Consider the following 22611-nt stretch of genomic DNA (forward strand, 5'->3'; position numbering starts at 1 on the left):
GGTCATTCAGTTTCTGGACATTCACGACAATCATCGTTGCACCTATAGCTGCATCTGCAGCAGCTAGGACATACAGAGAGAGCCCGCCTGATGGGATCGCAGATATGATGGCCACAACGCCAAAAATAATATTGAATTGGGCAATCATCATCTGGGGATCTACTATCAATACTTGGAACGTATACCTGGATAAGTATACCGTTTTTTGCGTTTGTTTGCTCAAATAATCCGGTTTTTGCGGAATGACATGTTCCAGCTCCATCTGATCGAGCCATGGACGGATAGATTTAAAGGCATCTCCAAGACCGGTGGACTCCATGANCCGGTTTTTGCGGAATGACATGTTCCAGCTCCATCTGATCGAGCCATGGACGGATAGATTTAAAGGCATCTCCAAGACCGGTGGACTCCATGAACTGCTCACCCAGACTCTTTTTCCCACTTGAAGATCCTTGCCCAGAAGAGCGCTGTCCACTTAGTACCGGAGGTGTGGGTAGCATCGCTTGGATTTGCGCTTCCGTTTTCCCTGCCCTTTCTCCTGTTGCCCGAATCTCTTTCGATTGTTGCTGCCAATTGTAAATCTTCGGCGTTTTACTGCTCATCCAGTCCTTCGCCTGATTCGCTAGTCCCGGATCACTCTGAGCTGTCTGTGCAACCTGACTGCGAATATCAGCGCGCTGTGCATCGGTTAACTGTACTGCCGTCTTCAAATTCATCGACAGATCTATTTCCTTCTTCATGATTTCGCCATCTGCCAACATATCCAGATACAGCTCTTCCAGTTCTTCATCGGTCAACAATTCCGCAAAATCGACTTCGATCTTCTGGAAATCCACCTTTTTACTCTGAATGCCCACCCGGTTGCCACTAAGGACGACATATTGATCCACATTCGTCTGCAAAACAATCTGCTGCTCTGCTTGAATTTTGAATGATTCCAGCATGCCCTTGTCGCTACCTGAACCCGCCTCAATCTGACTACTCGCCACCACGAGCAGATCTTCCGTCGCGTTCAAGCTGATGTTTCCCGCATCCAGATGCAGACTGACGCTTCCTTTCTTGAACAATACGCCATCGTCGCCAAGCTGCATACGCGCTTCGCCTGGCATCTCGAACACTTTGGTTGCTGGCTTATGGAATACAGTCCGGCTTTTCATATCCTCGCTACCACCGCGAACAGAATTAATAGCCATAGACTGTTTCTCTGTCCCGCTGGGGAAATATACCTTGATGCGTGCACCTTCATCTGGCAAACAGTGAAAAATGTTGTTGCCTTCCCCCGAGTACGGAAACCACCAGTTTCCTTGCTCATCATGTTGGTCGTCGATGTCCAGATGCACTTTCACCATGTTATTCGCCCGTTTCACGACACGCCCTTCCAGCGATCTACCCTGAAGTTGCTCATTCCGTCGGGATTTGCGTCGTAGGCTTCGTCTTTGGACGAACAGGTATTCATATCTAACTCTGCCTGCGTTATAGCTAATGACGGATTCGGACACGACCCAGATCTGACCTTTGAAAGAGACATCATCGCCTACTTGGCAGAATTGTTCACTTGTCACGCGGTAACGGACAAAGTCAGACTCAGTTACCTTCTTAGCATCGTCACCTTCCGCATGTGCCTTCAGTTGCTCATACTGTGCTCGATCTTTCATCGCCGTGTACCGAATAGCCTTGATCTCCTGCCCCCACGTTAAGTCCGGGACTCCGAAGAATATACGAGGGGCATCCATTGTAACATCCGGCAAGATGACGGTACCCACACGGGCTGCGAGTCGCTTCATGAATTGCCAGTCCGTCTCCTCATATTGCACAAGCAAGGCTCCGATCGATGCCTGATCACTGGTCGCCATGTTCTGGGCATCTCCTCCATGGTACTTTCCAGCCAACTGGCGCACAGCATCAGTATACGTCAGACGTTTGTTCTGATAGGAACGGCTCTGGGGTGTCATATCCATCACGTAGCTACGCGAGAGTGCATGTACCTCAACAAGCGGGATGCCATCCTCCATCTGGATGTCTACTTTGATAATCCCTCCAGCAAACCAGCTTTCCGGTCTTGCATCCGTAATCTTTTGTATAACCAAACTATCCTCAAAGCTGCTATGTATCAAGCATTGCTCTGCTTCCTCTTCGCTCATGCGAGCTATAAATACACATTTGGCATGCGTGTTAAAAGCTCTTTCAATTCGAAAACTACGCAGCTCCTTGATGTTATATGGCCACGTTAACTCATAGCCATCTCCTTGATAAGTTACTTCCATATCTCATCTCCCCCTTTAGAAACTACCTAGCTGAAAATTGAGGGGGAGCTGGATCCATGCCATTGGTAAGTAAGCTGATTTTCCCACCGCATTTGCAATACAAGCAAGACTTGCTCGTTAACGCGGGTACCCCTTGAATAGATACATTGGAACTACCATTTGTCCACTTTGTCGTTGCTCCAGTCAATGCATCCAATAATGAATTAGACATGGGTAGTGAGACCAAAGCGCTAAGTTGGGCTGTAGCTTGAGCGGTAAACGGGGCTTGTGCTGGTGCAGATGCTGAAGCTGTAGGCATCAAACCTGGTGCACATGGAAATACAGCCTTACCGAATGTTGGTTCTAGTGGATCTGGATCAATGATATGTGGAAGGGCAGCGTAATCTCCAATTAGCTTTTCCGCTGTCTTCATGGGATGTAGCTCACTTCTACAGTATCCGAACGAATACAGATTCCCATCAATGTTTTCTCCCATCTTGGTACAAGGCACGCCGTGCATAACTCTTGGCTCCGATGTGGACGTCACGCAGTCGTCCACTGTTAGCATTGGACTCCCATTGATATACACACCATTAGGCTCCAGCTTGTTAAGCACATCTTCATGTGTTCCGAATGTACAATACATATAAGCACCTGCGGTTACATAGGTATCCTCACTTCTCCAAGGTGAGCTTAGCAACTCACCTAGCGTACCTTTATCTAGTACCGTATCTATAATCCCCATTTAGTTCTCCTCCTGTTATCTGAATCGGTCTCACGATTAACCCGTATATTCCGGCTTTTAATAACTTCTCGGCTACTTCAAGTCCTACGATTGTCAGATATGAACGGTAATACGGGACGCACCATATGGAGCTTTCGCTCAACCCTTGATGTCCAAGAGCTATACCGTTCACTTGTCCGGCTTGAACCTGAACTGCCTCGGGTGCCATCCAGCTCACTTGAGGCAACTCGATCCATTCATAGAACGTCTGGTTCTGCTGCTCCAGATTCATGACCACTATGCGTTTGTGATGAAGATCTGATTCCATTTTGAGCATGATGCGAGATAGCTCTTCCACATACAGTTGTATAGGATAATGGTTAACGATACATGGGGATGTAAACACTTCACCTTGTTTTACATACACCATTTCTTCATCTGCTGTCTGTTCATACCCCCGAAGCATCCGTTCCGGCCATTGAATAGCCCCTTGCTGCGGGAGACGGCGGTCATATTCGATGATATAGTACTCCATAACGCTAGCCTCCTAAGCCTCAACCCATTCTACGGAAGCTCGTTGCTCAGAGGTCAGTTCAACCCGAAACCGATCCTGTGCAAGCATCCGGCTGCCCGAGAGATCTGCTCCTGTGAAATTCACTTGCTCTAGTTCTGCGCCCGTAAAATCACCAGCGATCCTAGCGTACCTAAATGTGGCATGGCTTAGATTCGCTCCCTGAAACCGAAGTCCATGAATACCATAGATCAGTCCATGCGTCTCTATGAATGTATCCCGTTCACTCCATGCGCCATCGAAGCTGGCACCTGTGAGGTTACAATCTCGAAAGTCTGTATCAAGAAGTAGTGTTTGCCCGTAGTTGGACTGTGTACATTGACAACGTTCAAATCGTGTGCCGAGTAAGCGTGCACCTTCAAAGCTGCTTCCGCTCAAATCCACTTCCTCGAATCTCGCATGATTGAAATCTAGTTCTGCATAATTTCCGTTACACAGATTGACACCAGCGATATGTTCATAGATATATTCATTCGGTAGCCTGCTTTCTAGCCAACCTTTGCACGCAATAGAGCTTCTCTGTAATCCGTTGATACGATATACCGATTCCGTTACTTCGTGATCCTGATACTCTCCCACACGAACTTCGAACTGTACCTCTTTTCTGATCGCTTCAAAAGAATCCATTGTACGGATCGTATCCATAGCATGACGAACAGCAAGAACCATATAAACGTGAAAAGGATAGAGCTGACCTGCTTGCCATGCCTCTAATGCGGCCTGATCAATCCGATTCATATAACGTCTGCGACCATCCTCGCATTCCTCAATCCATTGATCCATAAAGCTGTAGATCCAGCTCGCATCATATAAAAATCCACTGACAGGCACTTCATCTTCTTGACGTCTGTCACTTGCGTGCAGCATGTAGGCAGGATCGCCTTGAATGAGCCTTGTCCGCATCAACGATACGTGTATGGTGCTGCACGACTGAAGCTCCCCGCGCTCTTGCTGCAGCAAGATTTGTTCGCACAGCGCCCCGAATAACGGAACGAACCCTTGCACGATCTCTGATTTATTCGCAATGTAATATTCATGAAGCTTATGTACTTTGGCGTTTCGCAGCGGCAATGCCTCTTGTTCCAGAAACTGCTGCCATAGTTCCAACTGATGCATGGGTCCAACCTCCGCATTTTTACTGATTCATTAATATTTCGATCCCTTTGATCACGACCTGTCCTTGATCGATGGTTAAACCGCCATTACCGTCTTTGGTAGACATATCAATCTGATTCGCCTGAAGGGTCACTGTCTCTGCTACTAATTCCACTTGTTTACTGGCCTGTAGCGTGATCTTGTTCTCGCAATTAAGAATAATGGTTCCAGCACTGGTCAAGGTCAGCGTTGCCCCTCCGGTCGAGCCGGTAATCGTGATGCGGTCCTCTTCAAAAGTAATCTTCTGACCCGTCGGTGTTAGAAGGAACTTCGTATTGGGATTGGCCATCAGATCTTCTTTCAGATCCTTATCAAAATTCACAACCGGCTGCAGCTGTTGCTGCTGTACAACCGTTGTCGTTCCACCACCTGCCCCACTGCTATTTCCGCTTCTGCTCCCACCTGTATGCGAGGATGCCCCCGATCCTGAGGACACCGCACTTGCCGTATCTTCCTCCGCAGGTAGTTTTTGACGAACAGAACTTAATGCAATGCCTTCGTTTTCTCTCGCATTGGGAAAATAGAGCCGGATACTATCACCTTTCTCAGGCATGCAATACCAGCCAGTCTGATCATCCGATGCATACATAGTGGAGTATGGGAACAGATAGGCTGTCGCCAGGCTCCACTCCTGATCGCTATCTAGATGAACCTGAACCTCGTCTCTCACCACCCCCATGATATTTCCGGAGATAGACGCACCCACCAAACGGGAGTTGTAACGCTTGCGGCGATATGCAGATGCTTTGTGGCCAAGCACATAATGATGTAAAAGCAACCCCTTTTTCATCTCAGTCCGAATTTCGAACACATATAGTGACTGTCCTTTGAACTGCACTTGATCGCCAAGCTGGAGCACACGATCACGTACCTGTACTTCATAACGGATATAATCCTTTTCGTTGATATCGCCCGTCTCTAACTTGGCTTCTTTCTGATAAGCGAGCATATCTTTATACATTCGGTAGTGTGTTGCTTCTAGCTTGCCGGCATCCCGTTGTTCAGGCAGCCCAAGATAGATACGAATGCGTTCCTCCGTTGATACGGGAACAAGAACCGTATGATAATGTGACGCAAGTCGCTTCAGGAATTCCCAATCCGTTTCTTGATATTGAAGTGTATACGCACCCAGCTTTTTTTTCTCAATGAAGGTGTTGAAGACTTGTCCATCCGGATAGGACCCACTAATCTTCTGCATAACGTCAGGAATCAACATACTTATATTTTGATAAGAACGTGTTTTGCGCCGAAGATCCATAGCATGCGAATGGGACACAGCTTCCGCTTCAAGCCAGTACACCTTGTTCTCCACCTTCACATGTAGCTTCAAAATAATTCCGTGAAATAAACGTTGCTTTTGACCCTGCTCGTCCGTATAAAACAATTCAACTGGTGTACTCTCGTCCGCCATTCGTACGTACTGTTCTTCCTTCTCTTCCGGAATCACTCCAGTGAAAGTAAGCTTGCCATGATCATGAACTTTCATGAGTAAAGTTACTTCATGGATTCGGATATCAAACGGCTGAATCTGCAATTGTTCATAACTAACTGTTACTAGAGACATATTCCTCACTCACCACCTATTTTCTTAGATGTATTAATTTTCTATTTATCGACTTTATAAGTAAAATATTTAATGAATTTTGTTAATTTTCGTTAAAAATGATAAAATAAGACTTTATATACATATGATGTATTCGTATCCGCGCACAAAAATGAAGCAGTATCACTACTGCCCCTTCTTCTTGCCCATTTAATCATTTTCGTTTTTAACCAGCTTACTTAGCACTTTTATCCCAGTCTTCACACCCATTAATTCATAGTAGATGAGCATCTGTTATACTATGGATAATCAGTTTTAGCTTGAACCTAATATACGATGCCTATAAAGGAGATCTACTTTTGCATGAACAATATCATTGAATACTGCCTTACGAAGAAGGGTGCGGTGAAGGACTTTCCTTTTGGGCCAGACATCCTTGTGATCAAGGTTGCTGGGAAAATGTTTGCACTCATTTTTGAAAGCAGACATACGATAAACCTCAAATGTGATCCGGTTATTGCGGAAAATTTGAGAGAACAGCATGAGAATGTGCAGCCTGGATATCATATGAACAAAAAACACTGGAACACCGTTCTGATCAATGAATCTTTGGATGAGTCTGATGTGCTTCCTATGATTGATCATTCTTATGATCTGGTCTTCGGTAAACTTCCCAAAAGTACTCGAGAAGCGATCATGATGAGGATTTAGTCCTCTCTGCGAAGTTCATTTCATGAATTTGTCTACCTTCCCGAATAAAAGTTTGATCCACTGCGTTGGGCCAGGCAGACTGGGTAAAAACAACAAAGTTAGAGCAAGCATCGCTGACAGTAGTGTAATGCCTCCTGCGACGATTCTTGCTTTTTTCTGTGCGCTACTGCGCCACTCCCCATACACCATAGCTGCTGTCAGTAGACAGACTCCTACGACAGATACGAACTTCATGCGCTCTATTCCTCCCTACACTTCTTATCAGTATAAACAGTTCATCCACGGCTAGTCTGTGCCCTGCTCCGGTATACCTTGAGGACCTACGGACTTTCCTGTACGCGTCACGAGTGCCTCCACCTTCACCTGAACATCCATGATAGAAAAAAGCTCGTCCCAGTTCTTTTGCTGCGCGTTCCATTGCTTGGGATAATGTCTGCGGAATTCAGTAGCAAACTGGAAAAAATCCGTCTTTAGCTGTTTCTGTGCCATCACTAAAGCTTTCTCCGCAAGCTCTTTCAAATGCTCTGACCAAGCTCGATCCAGTTCTTTTAACATTGTCGGATCAGTTAAGTTCGCATCGGTAGTATTAAGTACGACTTCCCCTTTGGACTTCACTTGAACCTGCATACGCCATTCATTGTTGATAATTTGAGGGGTTAAGGCCGTATGCATTTCAATCGGCATGATGGAGAAGGAACCCTCCATATTCTTTAGCTGGACTGGAATAATAATGTTCTCCAGCTCGTTTGCAAGTAACAGAATGCCCACACTCATCGGTTCCGTAACGGTTTTAATATAATGATCATTTTTATATAGGCTTAACCCTTTGATATACGGAGTAGAATCATATCGATCTTTCCCCGGATCTGGTGGTAACATTAACATTCGCGACAGTGTAGCAGAACGGCTTGGGCCTTCAATGGACTGGGCGAGTTCAAGTACCGTCACCCGTGTACCCAGCTTCATATTGGCCATTTCACGCAAGGATTCTGCCGAGCTTCTTTCGAGGGGATCAAGCAAAGCTAGAATATCCTTAGCAGAATCGCTAGTGGAAAAGACATAGGCATGTTCGCGGAATTGAGGATATCGAAGTAGAAAATCGATGTATTGGCGTAAGCCCTGTTTGCCAGCATGTTCACTAATAACAATGACCTCGCAATGTCCCCAGAACATATTACGAGGCACTTTCCTTTGTAATCGATTTAGAGCTTCGGCCACTGTACGTCCTTCCGCTGTTCGAATCATCGTCACTCCACTTGGGCTTGCCTCACTGCCTCCCGATGATCCCCCGCCCGCCTTTCGTGGAATAAATATCTGGGAAGTTAGTTGATATCGCTCATCCTCATAGTCGATGCCTGTCGCGAGCACAATCGCCAAATCGTTAACTTCAATCCGATCCCAGCATCCGGACAGCACGATACTGCTAAGTAGTATCGTGATTATAGAGATCACTTTCCTCATTCTCTTCCCCCCGAATCTGTCTTAGCTCCATCTCCGCGGTTGCGTTTCCACAGCTTTTTAAGCAAGGCTATACCATACAAGATCGCTGGAAAAACCAATAATAGCACCAAGGTATATACATTCGCTGAAGAGCTGACAAGATTGGCAGCACTTGCACTGTCGGATACAATCCAATATGCAAAAACCATACATAAAAATGCGAGTGGTGCTACAACAGGTTTATAGTCATTCAACCCAAACCACTCTGCAGTGGATGTCGCAAAAATATAGAGAAAGACAGAGATTTTGACGAAAATCCCAAAGATCCATATCGCAATAATAATGGACTCAATATGCTGGAGAAAGTCAGCAATCGTAATATATCGTGCAGCAACCATGACAGGATAAGCAAAACTATCGGTTAAGTCTCCGATCAGAAATAAGCAGATGAGATTGGTCACCGTCATAGCAACCGTTGTAAATAGAAGCGAGAACAGCATCGTTCTGGTTAAACCCTTTTTACGATTCACGTAAGGTAACATAAACGCCAATACAATATATTCACTGAACCAAGCAGCAGGCGCAACAGCTCCTTTTAGACTTGGCACTATTCCTCTTTCCATAAATGGCAGCATTTCTTCCGGCCTCAGTTCCTTGGTAAGCAAGACAAAGATCAGGCATAGAAGTACAACCACCAACGTAACAAACACTTGAGAGGTGCGACCCACCACTTCGATACCCAATCTAACATTGATCATACAGACCACAACCATCGTACCCATAATCACGAACAAGGGTGTCTTAGGCAGAGCGTTACTTGCAATAAACTCACCATATTCACGAATAATTAAGCCTGTTAAATGTGGCAGAAAACCAAGATACATCAGCCCGAATAATTTACCTGGGAACCATCCTATGATGAACGTAGAAGACTGCATGATTGTTTTACCGGGATATAGCCGTTCAAGTCCTAGTGATATACCTATGGTCGCAAGGCCAACAAGTGAGCCCCAGATGGGCGAGATCCACATGTCATGTCCTGCATAATGCATCGTTATACCAGGGACGGATAAGATGGATGTGGCCAGAATGGCGGGGAAAATCATGAATGCTAATTGAGTGACAGATATTTTCCCCTTCTCGGTCAACATTGAACGTCGCCTCCACCTGTTATGTAATCCATTCCAGTCTACCGGGATTTGTTCTCTTGCGTTGGTCGCCACCATACATCCTTGAGCTTCTGGGCTGACGTTGGTGTTGCAGGAGATAGATACGGTGTACCAAAGGAGCGTAAACTGCTTAAGTGAATTACAATTAGGATCACCCCAAGCATTACACCGATTAAGCCAAGTGTGCCCGCCATCAGCATAATCGGAAAGCGCAATAGACGTGCCGCAATACTGGCAGCATATCTAGGGATCATAAACGACGCAATTCCTGTAATCGCGACGATAATGATCATTGGAGCTGAGACAATACCCGCAGTTGTAGCCGCTTGGCCGATAATTAACGCCCCAACGATACTCACAGCCGCACCCACCTGTTTAGGCAGCCGGATACCAGCCTCCCGTAATGCTTCGAACGATATTTCCATAATGAGTGCTTCGACAAGTGCGGGAAAAGGAATCTCTTCTCTTGCTTTTGCAATACTAAGCAGCAGAACGGTTGGAACCATTTCCTGATGAAATGTGGTTATTGCTACATAAGCCGAAGGAAGCAGCAGAGACAGCGCATAGAAGATGTAGCGCAGCCAGCGAACAAATACACTCATGAACATATTTTGATAATAGTCCTCAGGGGACTGCAGCATGGAAAACAAAGTGACCGGGGCTATTAAACTAAATGGAGTGCCATCGATAAGCAGTGCAAACTTTCCTTCTAACAGATTAGCAGTGACCACATCCGGCCGCTCCGTTGCAATCATCTGTGGAAAGGGCGAGAAGCGCTGATCGATGATTCCCTCCTCTATGTATTGGCTTTCTAACACGTCTTGCACTTTCAACTCTGCCAAACGAGCTTCTATTTCTTGCAACAATTTGGGATCTATGATGCCTTCCAGATAAGCAAGCGTAACCTGCGTGCCTGTATACTCCCCCATGGTTCGCATCTGTAGCTTAAGCGCTGGTGTTTTGATTCTCATTCGAAGCAAAGATAGATTCGTACTCAAAGATTCGGTAAAACCATCCCGTGAACCTCGCACTGTAGATTCCGCTGCTGGCTCCTCCGGCGTTCGGCTGGGAACTTGGTACAAGGGATAAAGTGTGCCCGGTACTTCGCCATCGATCAGGATTAGCGCTTGTCCTTCCATCACCGCTTGGACTGCTTGGCTTAAGGCAAGAATGGTCTTAGATGAAGCCATCGGAACTTGCGTAGGCTCTGCATTTCTTTTCATTTCCATAAGTGGCCCTAACACATGACGTTCTAGCCGATCCGTATCACACAGCCCGACACAGTACACGCAGAGCGCAGTAGTCTGACAGGCCGTACGGAACGAATGAAATAGAACATCGGAACAACCTGCAAATGTGGTGCGCAGAGTAGCTTCATCTTCTATTAATTTACCGGTCAGTAATGTTTTCTCTAACGTGCTCATGGTGTGTCCTCCAGATGCGTGACGTGATTCAAATATTCATAGTTAACGACAGCATGTCCTTCTGAAAACACATTTATACGCTTCTATCTCTCCTCACTGCGCTCTCTTTGTCGAGTGAGATGTTGATAATTGCTATACGTTTTTCCATATGCATAACAGAAAAAAGCCGCCCTATGGCGGCTGTTCAATCTATAAAACACAACTAACCCAAGAAGGATTCTTCCTTCGAAACACGAACCATTTCTTCTGGGAAAACGGTCTTGAAATACTTCTCCACACTCCGATGAATGTTCGGACGATACCATTTCTCCAGATCGTGTTCTTTAAAAAGTTCAGGCATACCGAGCGACTTGGAACGTCTACCGCTTGCACCATCGCCAATGTTCAACGTATCAATCCAGATATGATCAACGATACCTAGTAGCTTCTTAGGGAAATCTGGCGTGAACGGTAATACAGGCGAGATGGAAGCCTGCGTAGGTATCCCTGCCTGATGCATCTCCTGCAAAGCCTTCATTCGTAATCGAATCCCGGGTGCATAGGGTGCAAATATTTGTTTTACATCCTCTCGGTCGGTCTCTACGGTCATCGAAACGATAACATTGCTTCGCTTAGTTAGTTCCTTAATCAGATTAATATCACGTGTAACCAATGGACTGCGTGTCTGGATCTGAAGGTGATCCGGGGGACATTCCATCATCGCTTCCAACACACCACGTGTAATCTCGGCTTGGCGTTCAATCGGCTGGTAAGGATCTGTTGCTGAAGACATAAACAAATGAATTGGTTTGTTCTTGGCACGAAGCTTCTTCCATTCTTTTGCATAGTTCTCAGCTGCATTTATTTTCACATCGACCCATTCACCCCAAGGAATGTCCTTAAACCTCTGAATGGGCATCTCTCGAACATAACAATATTGACATGAGAAGGCACAACCACTATATGGATTAAGTGAATGCGTGAATCCCACGTTTAAGTAGCCTTTTGCTTCCGTCAATATCTGTTTAGCTAAGATTTCCGTGGTTTTCACGTATCTGTTACCCCCTTATTGGGCTTGGAATACCCGCATGTACTGTTCATGATCTTCCTGACTAAACACGTTAAAAATGATCTGCTTAAAGTGATGATCCGGATGAGCATCTAACCACTGCTGTACAGTTGTTACGGCTATATTGGAAGCCTCGGCTTTGGGAAATCCAAATACACCCGTAGATATCGAGCATAACGCTACCGTTCTGATATCGTCAATTTCATGCGCAAGCTCCAGACAGGACAGGTAACAGGAAGCAAGTTCCTCCTGTTGCTGTCTGGTCAGCGTTGTTCCTTGAGGAACGATAGGGCCCACCGTGTGCAGAATGTACGTTGCAGGCAAATGATACGCTCGCGTAATTTTAGCTCCACCCGTTGCTTCCGTCTCATTCTGGATGTTCATGATTCGATTGCAGTCCTCTCTTAGCAAAGGACCTGCTGCGGAATGAATGGCATTATCGATACAAGCATGTAACGGCTGAAAGCAGCCCAGCATATATTCATTTGCTGCATTCACAATAGCGTCTACCTGGAGCTGCGTGATGTCCCCTTGCCAAACAAAGAGTTGATCCGCATGTTCGATAGAAGACTCGGGAAACAGATACGATATCGGGTTAAGCTGATCGCTCCGAACAATCACTTTCTCTCCCAGCTCCTTTTGCAAAAGGGAATCCATTTCTCTCTGGAATGCAACTGGAACCGGCGCTGGTTTTCTTAAGTTCATAAGTCCTCTGAGCAGTTCCCTCTTCTCTGCATATTCGGATGGAATAGACACATGCTGAAGATTACTGAATTCCTCAAGAAGATGCGTTAATAACGTATCTATGATTTCCTCTTTTGACGCTTCGGTTGGAGAATAGGGTACATATGTGCTTTCTAACTGAATTTCATGTGCATATGCGCTCAAAGGCAATTGATTCATCTATATTCCTTCTTCCTATATCCCTTTCATGGGGAAAAACACACATTTACGTACGGATCAATTGAAATGCTTGATTCATATCCTCCGTAAAGGCGATAGTCTTATGTTGGTTCTCTGCTAATCCTGCTGGCTCATCTTGGTTAAAACGAAGCAATGTGGCATGCTCATTATGATACGTCATTCGTTCAAACGGATACCGGATAATACCTGGCGTATTAAACCCAACACCAAGTTCCATGTAAACTACGTTCTGGTTTTCAGAGTCTTGTAGAAAACTACGATACATTCTCTCAGACATATGCCATTGCTCATCTTGAACAAAATATTCGTTAATTCGCAGGTTCACATCCATAGTTCCCCCACAAACAGGACATTTAGGCACAAGGTTTGTTGGTATCTTACAATCGACCGTCTGCTCTACCATCTTCTTCACTAGCTCTTCATTATCATACAGTGTATCATGGCATCCCTTTTCGCATTGCAGATACCCATAATTACCCTGAATCTCAAATATGGAGCTGGAAGCAAACCCTGCCTTCTCGAATTGACTCTCAACATTGGTCGAAATCACAAAATGCTTTTTATTCTTCACTAGCTCATACAAATCCAGATAGAGTTGTGTTGTGCCTGTGTCGTAACGATTCAGTTGGATATGTCGCGCCCAGTAAGCCCACTTGTCTTCCTGCGTCTCAAAAGGATAAAACCCGGAGCTATACAGATCCGTGAATCCGTACTTATCAATAAAGTCACCGAAGTGATCTGTAAATCTCTTCCCGCTAAATGTTATGCCAGCAGCAGCTGATAGACCCGCCCCTCCTCCCAGCAAAATATAATCTGCCTCTTGAATAATCGCTTTAGCACGATCTATCCGTTGTTGATAATCCGTGTTCATTATAGGTTCTCCCTCTATCAAGTCTGTCGTACGCTCTTCTAGCACACACCATTTATAGTTTTATATAAAACAAATTTAGCAAAAATAGTTCAACCCATTAAAATTCAATCTTCTGAAGTAAGCTCATCACGGTCTTCTTTTCATCTAATGAGAACTTCTCATAGATCTTCTCAATAAGATGATGGGATATCTCTTCAAACTCTTCCCGCAGGTCATGTCCTTTCGCTGTAAGAGATAAACGATAGATCCGCGTATCCTTCAGATCCTTCTCTTTATGAATGTATCCTCTTTTCACCAGTTTATCGACCAGAACCGTTACGGTTGACTTGTCTCGATCAATTAACTTGGACAGCTCTTGCATCGTAAGGCTATCCTGCTGATATAAACGAAACAGAATGTCACCATGAGATGGTGCAATATCGTTAATACTCCTTTTCCTTAATTCACTCTCAATAAAACGATTACCATGACGATGTATCCGACCAACCAGCGACAGTATAACATTTTCATTCATTTCTCTATTTTAGTTTTATATAAAACTATAGTCAAGACAAGGAGAAACTATGAAATGAAGAAAAGTAATCTTGCATTTGTCATCCTGCTCGCCCTTATACTCGGTGGGAGTATGTGGAAATCGATGAATGATAACAGGACTATTGTCACAACCCTGGATCAGTTAGTTCTGAATCAGATCGCCAGTACACCGATCACCTCCATCGAGGTAACGCATTACGTCCTAGATCAATCATCCAAAGTCACTGTGACGAATCAAAACCAGATCAATACCCTACTTCACGAGTTTAAGGATAAGAAAGTAGAAGAACCTAACACAGTTGCACCTGACATGGAAGATTATCTCCGCATTCATATAAAAAGTGATACGGATAGCCTCATGAATGTTGTAATATTTCCGAATGATGTGATCCAGGTACTCAGTGATATGTCGCACAATAACCATAATAGTCGGGATGAAGTTACAGGAACTTACCACATGGTAAACAAGATCAACACCCAACTCTTCGTCGATTTATTCAATTCATAATATCAAAAATAACCTCTGATTGATGATTGTTCATCTTCAGAGGTTATTTGGCTTGGAATCACTGACGTATTGCTCTGCTATATTACATCGAATGAGAGTTTGCTTCAACGAGCTTTAAAGCCATTGTAGAACGTATCCACCACGAGCGCTGCAGCCGATTTTCTAGCGATATGTCCATCAACAACTTGCTGCCAGGTAAGAAAAAGAATCGAATATAACACATCAATAATCCAATTACGATTCACATCCTGACGGAAATATCCTCTTTGTTGCAGCATACTAACCGCTTCCAAGACAGGCTCTCTTAGCTTCTGATCAGCACCTTCAATGTCTGGATTATAGTTTACAGAAGAATCATGTCCCAGGAAATAAATCTTATCTCCAAGTGGAATAAGGGCTTCAATTAAGTTCGGGAAATAATCCTCACAGTTCTCTTCAGTCAGCGGGAACTCCCGAATCTTCTCACTAACAACTTCAATGGCACGGAATCCCAGATGAATCATGAGCTGTTCCCTGCTCTCCACATACCGATGCAATGTTGCAATTCCGATGCCAGCTGCATCGGCAATATCATTCATGGAGGCGTTAGGCTTCTCAATAAGCAGCTTGGTTGCTTCATCAAGTATGGCGTTCAGCCGTGTTTGTTTCATGGATGACATTTCTTTTTTCATGTTCGTACACCTCAGGGGAAATATGGCTATTTAATGTGTTCGCATCTCATTGCCCAGTATACCATAATCTAGAGCTATGCATTATTTCAGCTTTTTCACCATTCTGTATAAGGATACCGCGGGTTTATTCACTTCGGATGTGATCTCATAACCGAGTCTGGCATAAAGTTTGGCCGCTAGATGATTTTCTTTTTTTACAGTGAGAGAACATAGGCTGAATCCCTGCTTGATTGCTTGTGCTTCCGCATGATGAATAAGCTGTGATCCGATCCCCATCCCTCTGCTCTCGGGCATAGCAGCAAGTGTGGCAATATGGAACTCTCCTGCGAATCCTTCCTTTAAAGTAATCGTAGATAATAACGCTCTTGGATGTAACAAGCTATAACCAATTAGAGCTAGTTTTCGATGAGAAAACAGTTGTTTTACCGTAGAACTGACCAGATTATCCAGAACCGTTATTGGTAAACAGGTAATCATTCCGAGTGTTGAATCACCCATCTTCGCTTCATAGGCATATTCATGACTGAATCGATTATTTCTAGACTTCCATAACTTACGGAAGGTAGCATCAACGACGCTCTGGCTGCTCGACCCCGCTATGGTATGGGCAATATCCCCCACAGCCATTAAATTAAGCTTAGCTCCGGCAAGTGAGTGCGGGTTGGCTTGTACGATGGAAATGTTGGTCATATTAATCACTCCTATGATCATTAATGATAAGGATTCATTCGGTTGCGAACGCTCGCGCTGCTATGCTATGTGCTATTCACCATCTATTTAGTACTAAGATCTATACCTTCAATTTTGATATGAATTGTACTAATCGGTAATCCTGTGAAATTCTCTACAGCTGCTCTCACATTCTCCTGCAGATCTCTGCACACTTCCTGCATTCGGATCCCATATCGCACAATCACACTTAATTGAATATCTAACCCTGTGTCCTGTTCTCGTAGCTCGATGCCGTTATATATACGGTTGCCAGTCAATCTTTGTGCAAGTGACTCCACAATTCCGGTAGACAACGATCCAATACCCTCGGTCATACTTACTGTTTTACCAATAATTTTGGATACAACCTCTTTAGAAAAAGTCGTTTTACCCAGTACGTTTTGAATCAACATCGTCTCCATCCCCTTTATAAAACTTTTCGTACTACATGCATTTTAGAGGTGATGCTTGAACTTTTTTAAACTTTTGATAGTTATTACTATCATTTGATTATATGATATTTCATTTATGTATATGAAGTCAACTTCCTTTAAGAAATACTAGAGCCTTTTGAGGATGATGAGATGGTATGATTGCATCATACCCATATAAAAACTAGAAAGACGGTGCCAACGTGCAGTATTTTATCGCGATCGTTCCGCCTGACGATTACAAAGATCAGATCACTTCGTTTCGTAATCGTTGGGAACATCATCGGCTTAACGAAGTTGCCGAACCTCACATCACAGTGAAGGCACAAGGTGGGCTTACAGCGGATCTAACCTGGCTTGATAAAGTAAAAGTGCTTTGCTCGTCCGTACAACGTTTCCAGTTAACATTTATAGAGCCATCAGCGTTCGGAAAAGAGGTTGTTTTTCTTGGCGTACGTTCCAAAGAAATATATGAATTCCACAGATTACTCGTAGGAACCGTAGCCCCTCCGTCTGAACTTATCAAACAATATTTCGAATTGGATGAGTTCCATCCTCATTTAACGTTGGGTCAAACCCACTGGGGGATGCAAGAATCAGAAGTTGAAGAAATGAAGCTCACATCAAAACATGCATTAGCCCCTTTTCCAACCTTTATGGTAACGCACGTTCGAGTGTACCAAGAAGTTGAACCTAACCGATACGCTCCATTTGAGGATATCCCACTCACTCGTTGACCGCCATATCGAAGGGCACGGCTAAGTTGGTCAATTATTACAATGACGTAGCCAAAACAGAAAAAAACAGACGTGAATGGCTTCACGTCTGTTAACTTCGAATCAATATATTTTGGCCTATTCTGGGTCGACACTTGAAAATGCATCTTTCAGCTTATCACACATCAGATACCAAGCATCTTCTGCGATGGCTATATCTCCATGATGTGTGAATCCATGTGGCACGTCTTCATACGGTTTGAAATGTACCTTCACACCTTGCTGTTCAAGTTTATCTGCATAGTCTCTTGCTTCAGCAGCGAGTGAATCCTTGCTCGCAGTAATAATTAGAGCCTCCGGCAAGCCCTCAAGAGACTCGGCGAACACTGGTGAAGCCAAAGGATTCTGAGCATCGGCTGGATTATCCAAATACATTGCGTTAAACATTCTAGCCACTTCTGCAGGAATCGCTTCCGGAAAGCTTGGTTTAAGTGCAGGATCGGTGTGCAAATCAAGTGGTGGATAGTCCAGTATCTGCAATACAATTGGCAGTTGATCCCCACGCTGCTTGTTCAACAAACACACAGCCGCTGCTAGGTTCCCTCCTGCACTATGTCCTCCGATGGCCAACTTCTCTGCATGGATTCCGAATTCTTCTGGATGCTCATGCACCCACACAGCTACGTCATAACATTCATGAACTGCTGTAGGAAACTTATGCTCAGGAGCCAATCGGTAATCAATGTTGATAACGACACAACGAGCTTCATGTGCAATGAGCGGGCACCAAGGATCATCTCCTTCAGCATCCCCAGCGATAAAACCACCCCCATGCATATTAATAAATGCAGGTAAGGGTTCGCCTGGATCGGGCTCAGGAGTATAAATCAAGACACGAGTTTCACCAACAGAGGTAGGAATGAATACTTCTTGACGTTGTACAGAGAAACTGGAGCTTGGTTTCAGCCCTGAATCAGTATCAACCGGATTCTCACGTATTTGAGTTATCATTTCTTGCTGTTCTTCATTCATCGTCTTCACTCCATTCATTATTCATGGGGTTAATCACTCTGAATCAGTCTGCACTTCGATTTCCTTAATGATCCGAGCCGGATTGCCGCCAACGACTACGTTATCTGGAACATCCTTCGTCACAACCGCACCTGAAGCGATAACGACATTATGACCAATGTTCACGCCAGGGTTGATAATAGCTCTACCCCCAATCCAGACATTGTTGCCGATGGTAACAGGTTTACCATACTCCGGTCCGGCTGCACGTTGAATAGGATCCAGTGGGTGTGTTGCCGTATAGATATGTACATCTGGTCCCATTAAGCAATGATCTCCGATTCGCACTTCACAGACATCGAGAATGGTGCAGTTAAAATTGGTATAGAAGTGGTTGCCAACATGGATGTTATAGCCATAATCAAAATGAATATTTGGCTCCATATACAGAAAGTCTCCCGTTGACCCCAACATTTCTTTTAACATCTTAACACGAATTTCTCCATCAGACTCTGTCGTTTGATTGTACAACCGCGTCATTCTCCGGATCTGTTCTCTTTCTTGGCTTAGTTGAGGATCAGCAGCATTGTAAAGCTCGCCAGCCAGCATTTTCTGTTTTTCTGTCTTAGAGATGGATTCCATAGTTATAATAGCTCCTTCACTTGCGTAAAATTTTATATTTATAATACTTTTTAAATGTATTTTAATTATAGGCTGAATATGGAATAAATCAAGTCTTCCATCCCTGAAATAGAAAAGGTCGCCATGTTGGCGACCCTTTCATGTGATATAGCATATTGATTCTATGTTAAAATTTATACAGCACCTACGACGGCATGGGGTACATACGGTTCTTCCAAGAATGAAATTTCTTCAGAGGTCAGTTTCACTGACAATGCCCCAACGGCATTATCTAGATGCGAAATTTTAGTGGCACCAATAATCGGAGCCGCGACTGGTTGTTTCTGTAGTAACCACGCAAGCGCAATCTGTGCCCGAGGAACTTCATACCTGTTTGCAAGTTCTGCAACACGTTCCACAATAACACGATCCGTTTCAATGGTTGCGTCATATTTGGATTTCTGAATGTGATCTGACTCGGATCGTTCAGTTGTTGTCTCAGGATCTCTAGTCAGTCTCCCCGATGCAAGCGGGCTGTAAGGAATTACACCAATCTTCTCCTCCCTACATAGAGGGAGCATCTCTCTTTCTTCTTCGCGATATAGAAGGTTGAGATGATTTTGCATGGAAACAAAACGAGTCCATCCATGTATTTCAGCCACATGCAATGCTTTCAAGAACTGCCACGCGTACATTGCGGAAGCGCCAATATATCTAACTTTTCCAGCCTTCACCACATCATGCAGTGCCTCCATCGTTTCTTCAATGGGAGTATTGTAGTCCCAGCGATGAATCTGGTACAGGTCGACGTAATCCGTGCCCAATCGTTTAAGACTTTTATCTAATTCACTGATAATGGCCTTACGTGATAGTCCCCCACCGTTAGGTCCTTCATGCATACGTCCATGGACTTTCGTAGCAATAACAATCTCATCTCGATTAGCAAAATCATGGAGTGCTCGTCCAAGAATCTCTTCGCTTGCCCCAATGGAATATATATTGGCCGTGTCAAAAAAGTTAATCCCCATCTCGACGGCCTTCTGAATGATTGGACGGCTATTGGCTTCATCAAGCACCCAGGAATGTATCCATTTGTTTGCATCCCCAAATCCCATACAACCAAGGCACAATCTCGAAACATCCATTCCCGTATTCCCAAGTTTCACGTATTCCATTGTTCATTCACTCCTTCAATTGGATGTGTTACCCGTTCATGTCTTTTATTATGTACCAAAAGTGAAGTTGAACGTTACCTCATTTATATCAAATGATTGCCTAATCCTCTTATAAGGATTAATTACAATAACAAAACACCTTCAAGATGATTCCCTTATCTTACGACAAGGATTCATTCTACTGAAGGTGTTATGTGTTCTCACGCTATAGTTAAAGGTTAGTACCTTGGTTCAGGTATAACTCTTGTATCGTATTTTTGACAATGGTATTACTCTCAATCACCGAATCTGACTAAGGCTTAGTCCAGGTTGACAGTTACATTCACATTGCCTTTGATGGCTTTGGAATATGGACAGTAGTCATGGGCAAGTTTTACGAATTTTTGTGCTTGCTCCTCATCCAATCCGTCAATTCTCACTTCAAGCTCAACTTCCAGCTTAACGCCGTTATCTGAAGGATCGGTCTGAAGCATTACAGTTGCAGTTACTGTGCTTTTTTCAATGCTTACATTGTGCTTCTTCAGTTGATATTCCAAGGCTGAATTGAAGCATGCACTATACCCAGCAGCAAACAATTGCTCCGGATTCGTAGCTGTAGTTACTTTACCGCCAAGCTCAGGTGGTGCAGCCACATCAAGCATAAACACAGTATCTGGAGATTGAACGACACCTTGACGTCCACCGGTATTAATCACTGAAGTTTCATATAAAGTTTTCATTGTAATAAGCTCCTCTGCAAATGTTTTAGTTTTTTAATTATTGATTATCTTTTTGTTTACAATTGAATTGTACACAATTGAATTGTTGTTGTAAAGCTTTTATTTTCTTTGTTTTTCGGATCGTACTTTTAGCTCAACTCACATGGCCTATGTTGTAGGCTTCTCTCGACACAAATAAAAAGAAGATACCTCATAAGAGATATCCTCTAAGCACCATAATATTAAAATTGTCGAGCACTGATCGACATATCAATTTTATGTCCTGTTGAACTGTAGGTATTAACTTTGACGCTTGTTGTACCTATAACACCGATTCTTATTATATTTTGTTTCCCTTTCTCAAAAGGAACGACAAGTGGTGAAAGACTACCCACAGTAACTTTTGCATAAATAGTATCCGAGCTAGTGTTATGAATCCATAGATCAGCATCTTCTCCGTTTTCAGGATTAAATGTAAACGATCTCTCGTATGCACTGTAACCACTGAAGGTATCTGGTTCGATAATATGTAACTCCATAGGAGTAATAACCGAATCGTCAAGATTCTCCAAACTGGTTGGAGGATTGGTATACGTCTCTTTTACACGATCATCTAATGCACCAGGAGTAACTGAATTGGTAGATAGTATCACAGCCAACGCTACACCAACACCTATCATTTTATTGAATAACAAAAAGTAATTCCTCCTCTAAGGTAGTATGTATTTGTGCTCAAATTACTTATATAATACTATTACCAAAACATGGAATCGTATATAGGACAAAAGTACAAATGTTAATTAATAACATTTGTACTAAGTACATCAAAAATTTCAACTCACATGACCTATGTTGTAGGATTCTTGACTCGACATAAATAAAAAAACAAGACTGCCGGGAGCGGCAGCCTTGTTCTACAAGCGTGATTCATAAAGAAATGATCAAGATAAACGATTGCTTATTCGCTTTATCTATGTGAAACTGGTCGGCTCCATCCAACTGAATATCGGGATATTACGAAGGATTCCAAATGAGATGGTTAGACCTAACATACTGTACAAAAGCCCATTTTTCAGGTTGACCCAATCTTTCTTCACAGCCAGCATATACAACAGATATAGCGGAACTAATATAAAAATAAGCATATTGTATCGAAAGGCTTCGTGAATATCGAGTCTTAATATAGCCCCGAGTGAACGAGTAATACCACACCCTGGGCAGTAAAGTCCCGTAACTTCATGGAATACACATGGAATGCCAATTCCTGTTAGAGGCAGCCATACTTTTAAATATAGATATCCGGCTCCACCGATCAATATCGTCCCAAGCACCTTTTTACAAACAGAAGAATTAGTAGTGATGAGGCGCATGCGCATATTTGTTAATCTCAGACTGAGCCAAAGCGTAAGTAATAATGCCCATACCAAAAAGCATCAGAACCAGGTACAGAACCGAGTGATCCTGACTGTATTGTTTCCGTTGGTAATGAACAACTTCTAAATGTTTACCTAATTGATATGACCATATGTAACTCCAGATTCCACAAGTCACGAGTGTTAATAACAGATGTTTCAATCCAACGAAATCTCGATCTCCACTAAGTTTGCTCACATCTTCTGTTATCGTATAGAACCAATAAATCCCATACAACCCGCACGTGATAATCGTAAATACAATGGATAAAGCTATACTTCTATTCGTAATCACTCTAT

26 protein-coding genes are annotated in these 22611 nt (G+C 43.7%); 3 read left to right on the forward strand and 23 right to left on the reverse strand.

Annotated elements, in window-relative coordinates; all coding sequences use genetic code 11:
• The 5 genes from ASD24_RS30550 to ASD24_RS04055 all read right to left on the reverse strand — a co-directional run.
• Nucleotides 1–319: hypothetical protein (locus ASD24_RS30550; protein ID WP_235540336.1), on the reverse strand; the 319-nt coding region annotated here is incomplete at its 3' end.
• A gap of 1967 nt (nt 320–2286) precedes the next feature.
• Nucleotides 2287–2988, reverse strand: coding sequence for a PAAR-like protein (locus ASD24_RS04040; protein WP_056691834.1), 702 nt, complete (start codon nt 2986–2988; stop codon nt 2287–2289).
• A complete protein-coding gene (locus ASD24_RS04045; RefSeq protein WP_056691837.1) occupies nt 2960–3502 on the reverse strand; it encodes a hypothetical protein in 543 nt (180 codons plus the stop codon). The genes ASD24_RS04040 and ASD24_RS04045 overlap by 29 nt, the downstream gene beginning before the upstream one ends.
• A gap of 12 nt (nt 3503–3514) precedes the next feature.
• Complete coding sequence (locus ASD24_RS04050) at nt 3515–4654, reverse strand: pentapeptide repeat-containing protein (RefSeq protein ID WP_056691839.1); 1140 nt, start codon at nt 4652–4654, stop codon at nt 3515–3517.
• Nucleotides 4655–4673: 19 nt separating this feature from the next.
• Complete coding sequence (locus tag ASD24_RS04055) at nt 4674–6257, reverse strand: contractile injection system protein, VgrG/Pvc8 family (protein ID WP_056691842.1); 1584 nt, start codon at nt 6255–6257, stop codon at nt 4674–4676.
• 342 nt (nt 6258–6599) lie between these two features.
• Between ASD24_RS04055 and ASD24_RS04060 the strand changes: the two genes are divergently transcribed.
• The gene (locus ASD24_RS04060; protein ID WP_056691845.1) at nt 6600–6947 is read left to right on the forward strand and encodes an MmcQ/YjbR family DNA-binding protein; all 348 of its coding nucleotides are present in this window, start codon (nt 6600–6602) and stop codon (nt 6945–6947) included.
• A 15-nt stretch (nt 6948–6962) separates the two neighbouring features.
• Here ASD24_RS04060 and ASD24_RS04065 read toward each other — a convergent pair whose 3' ends face one another.
• The 8 genes from ASD24_RS04065 to ASD24_RS04100 form a co-directional block, all read right to left on the reverse strand.
• A complete protein-coding gene (locus tag ASD24_RS04065) occupies nt 6963–7181 on the reverse strand; it encodes a hypothetical protein (RefSeq protein WP_056691849.1) in 219 nt (72 codons plus the stop codon).
• 51 nt (nt 7182–7232) lie between these two features.
• On the reverse strand, nt 7233–8408 hold the full coding sequence (locus ASD24_RS04070; protein ID WP_056691851.1) for a Ger(x)C family spore germination protein: 1176 nt from the start codon (nt 8406–8408) through the stop codon (nt 7233–7235).
• Nucleotides 8405–9538, reverse strand: a complete 1134-nt coding sequence (locus ASD24_RS04075) for a GerAB/ArcD/ProY family transporter (protein WP_056691855.1) — start codon at nt 9536–9538, stop codon at nt 8405–8407. Before ASD24_RS04075 ends, ASD24_RS04070 begins: the two co-directional genes overlap by 4 nt.
• A 38-nt stretch (nt 9539–9576) precedes the next feature.
• The gene (locus ASD24_RS04080) at nt 9577–10980 is read right to left on the reverse strand and encodes a spore germination protein (RefSeq protein ID WP_056691858.1); all 1404 of its coding nucleotides are present in this window, start codon (nt 10978–10980) and stop codon (nt 9577–9579) included.
• A 202-nt stretch (nt 10981–11182) separates the two neighbouring features.
• Entirely contained in the window at nt 11183–12010 is an 828-nt protein-coding gene (locus tag ASD24_RS04085; RefSeq protein ID WP_056691862.1) for an SPL family radical SAM protein, read from the reverse strand.
• A gap of 15 nt (nt 12011–12025) precedes the next feature.
• Entirely contained in the window at nt 12026–12931 is a 906-nt protein-coding gene (locus ASD24_RS04090) for a protein-ADP-ribose hydrolase (RefSeq protein WP_056691865.1), read from the reverse strand.
• Nucleotides 12932–12977: 46 nt separating this feature from the next.
• The gene (locus tag ASD24_RS04095; protein WP_056691868.1) at nt 12978–13823 is read right to left on the reverse strand and encodes a Sir2 silent information regulator family NAD-dependent deacetylase; all 846 of its coding nucleotides are present in this window, start codon (nt 13821–13823) and stop codon (nt 12978–12980) included.
• Between the two features lie 97 nt (nt 13824–13920).
• On the reverse strand, nt 13921–14337 hold the full coding sequence (locus ASD24_RS04100) for a MarR family winged helix-turn-helix transcriptional regulator (protein WP_056691871.1): 417 nt from the start codon (nt 14335–14337) through the stop codon (nt 13921–13923).
• 54 nt (nt 14338–14391) lie between these two features.
• On the opposite strand from ASD24_RS04100, the gene ASD24_RS04105 reads away from it, so the two are divergent.
• Nucleotides 14392–14865 (forward strand): hypothetical protein, encoded by a 474-nt coding sequence (locus ASD24_RS04105; RefSeq protein WP_056691875.1) that lies wholly within the window; start codon nt 14392–14394, stop codon nt 14863–14865.
• Nucleotides 14866–14969: 104 nt separating this feature from the next.
• On the opposite strand, the gene ASD24_RS04110 is transcribed toward ASD24_RS04105, so the two are convergent.
• The 3 genes from ASD24_RS04110 to ASD24_RS04120 form a co-directional block, all read right to left on the reverse strand.
• Nucleotides 14970–15536 (reverse strand): TetR/AcrR family transcriptional regulator, encoded by a 567-nt coding sequence (locus ASD24_RS04110; protein ID WP_056691877.1) that lies wholly within the window; start codon nt 15534–15536, stop codon nt 14970–14972.
• Between the two features lie 81 nt (nt 15537–15617).
• Entirely contained in the window at nt 15618–16226 is a 609-nt protein-coding gene (locus ASD24_RS04115) for a GNAT family N-acetyltransferase (protein WP_056691879.1), read from the reverse strand.
• An 83-nt stretch (nt 16227–16309) separates the two neighbouring features.
• Entirely contained in the window at nt 16310–16660 is a 351-nt protein-coding gene (locus tag ASD24_RS04120; RefSeq protein ID WP_056691882.1) for an Asp23/Gls24 family envelope stress response protein, read from the reverse strand.
• A 221-nt stretch (nt 16661–16881) separates the two neighbouring features.
• Here ASD24_RS04120 and ASD24_RS04125 point away from each other — a divergent pair, with 221 nt between their 5' ends.
• On the forward strand, nt 16882–17415 hold the full coding sequence (locus tag ASD24_RS04125; protein WP_056691886.1) for a 2'-5' RNA ligase family protein: 534 nt from the start codon (nt 16882–16884) through the stop codon (nt 17413–17415).
• A gap of 117 nt (nt 17416–17532) precedes the next feature.
• Here the strand turns inward: ASD24_RS04125 and ASD24_RS04130 are convergent, their stop codons facing one another.
• From ASD24_RS04130 to ASD24_RS04160, 7 genes are all read right to left on the reverse strand, one after another.
• On the reverse strand, nt 17533–18426 hold the full coding sequence (locus ASD24_RS04130) for an alpha/beta hydrolase (protein WP_056691888.1): 894 nt from the start codon (nt 18424–18426) through the stop codon (nt 17533–17535).
• 33 nt (nt 18427–18459) lie between these two features.
• A complete protein-coding gene (locus tag ASD24_RS04135) occupies nt 18460–19047 on the reverse strand; it encodes a sugar O-acetyltransferase (RefSeq protein WP_056691891.1) in 588 nt (195 codons plus the stop codon).
• A gap of 173 nt (nt 19048–19220) precedes the next feature.
• On the reverse strand, nt 19221–20201 hold the full coding sequence (locus tag ASD24_RS04140) for an aldo/keto reductase (protein WP_056691895.1): 981 nt from the start codon (nt 20199–20201) through the stop codon (nt 19221–19223).
• Between the two features lie 299 nt (nt 20202–20500).
• The gene (locus tag ASD24_RS04145; protein ID WP_056691897.1) at nt 20501–20920 is read right to left on the reverse strand and encodes an organic hydroperoxide resistance protein; all 420 of its coding nucleotides are present in this window, start codon (nt 20918–20920) and stop codon (nt 20501–20503) included.
• A gap of 221 nt (nt 20921–21141) precedes the next feature.
• On the reverse strand, nt 21142–21594 hold the full coding sequence (locus ASD24_RS04150) for a hypothetical protein (RefSeq protein ID WP_056691901.1): 453 nt from the start codon (nt 21592–21594) through the stop codon (nt 21142–21144).
• Between the two features lie 276 nt (nt 21595–21870).
• Entirely contained in the window at nt 21871–22275 is a 405-nt protein-coding gene (locus ASD24_RS04155; protein ID WP_235540338.1) for a DUF2752 domain-containing protein, read from the reverse strand.
• Nucleotides 22250–22606, reverse strand: a complete 357-nt coding sequence (locus ASD24_RS04160) for a DUF4234 domain-containing protein (RefSeq protein ID WP_056691904.1) — start codon at nt 22604–22606, stop codon at nt 22250–22252. The genes ASD24_RS04155 and ASD24_RS04160 overlap by 26 nt, the downstream gene beginning before the upstream one ends.
• Nucleotides 22607–22611 lie beyond the last annotated feature (5 nt).

Origin of the sequence: Paenibacillus sp. Root52, assembly GCF_001426865.1 — a bacterium.
Taxonomy (GTDB): Bacteria; Bacillota; Bacilli; order Paenibacillales; family Paenibacillaceae; genus Paenibacillus.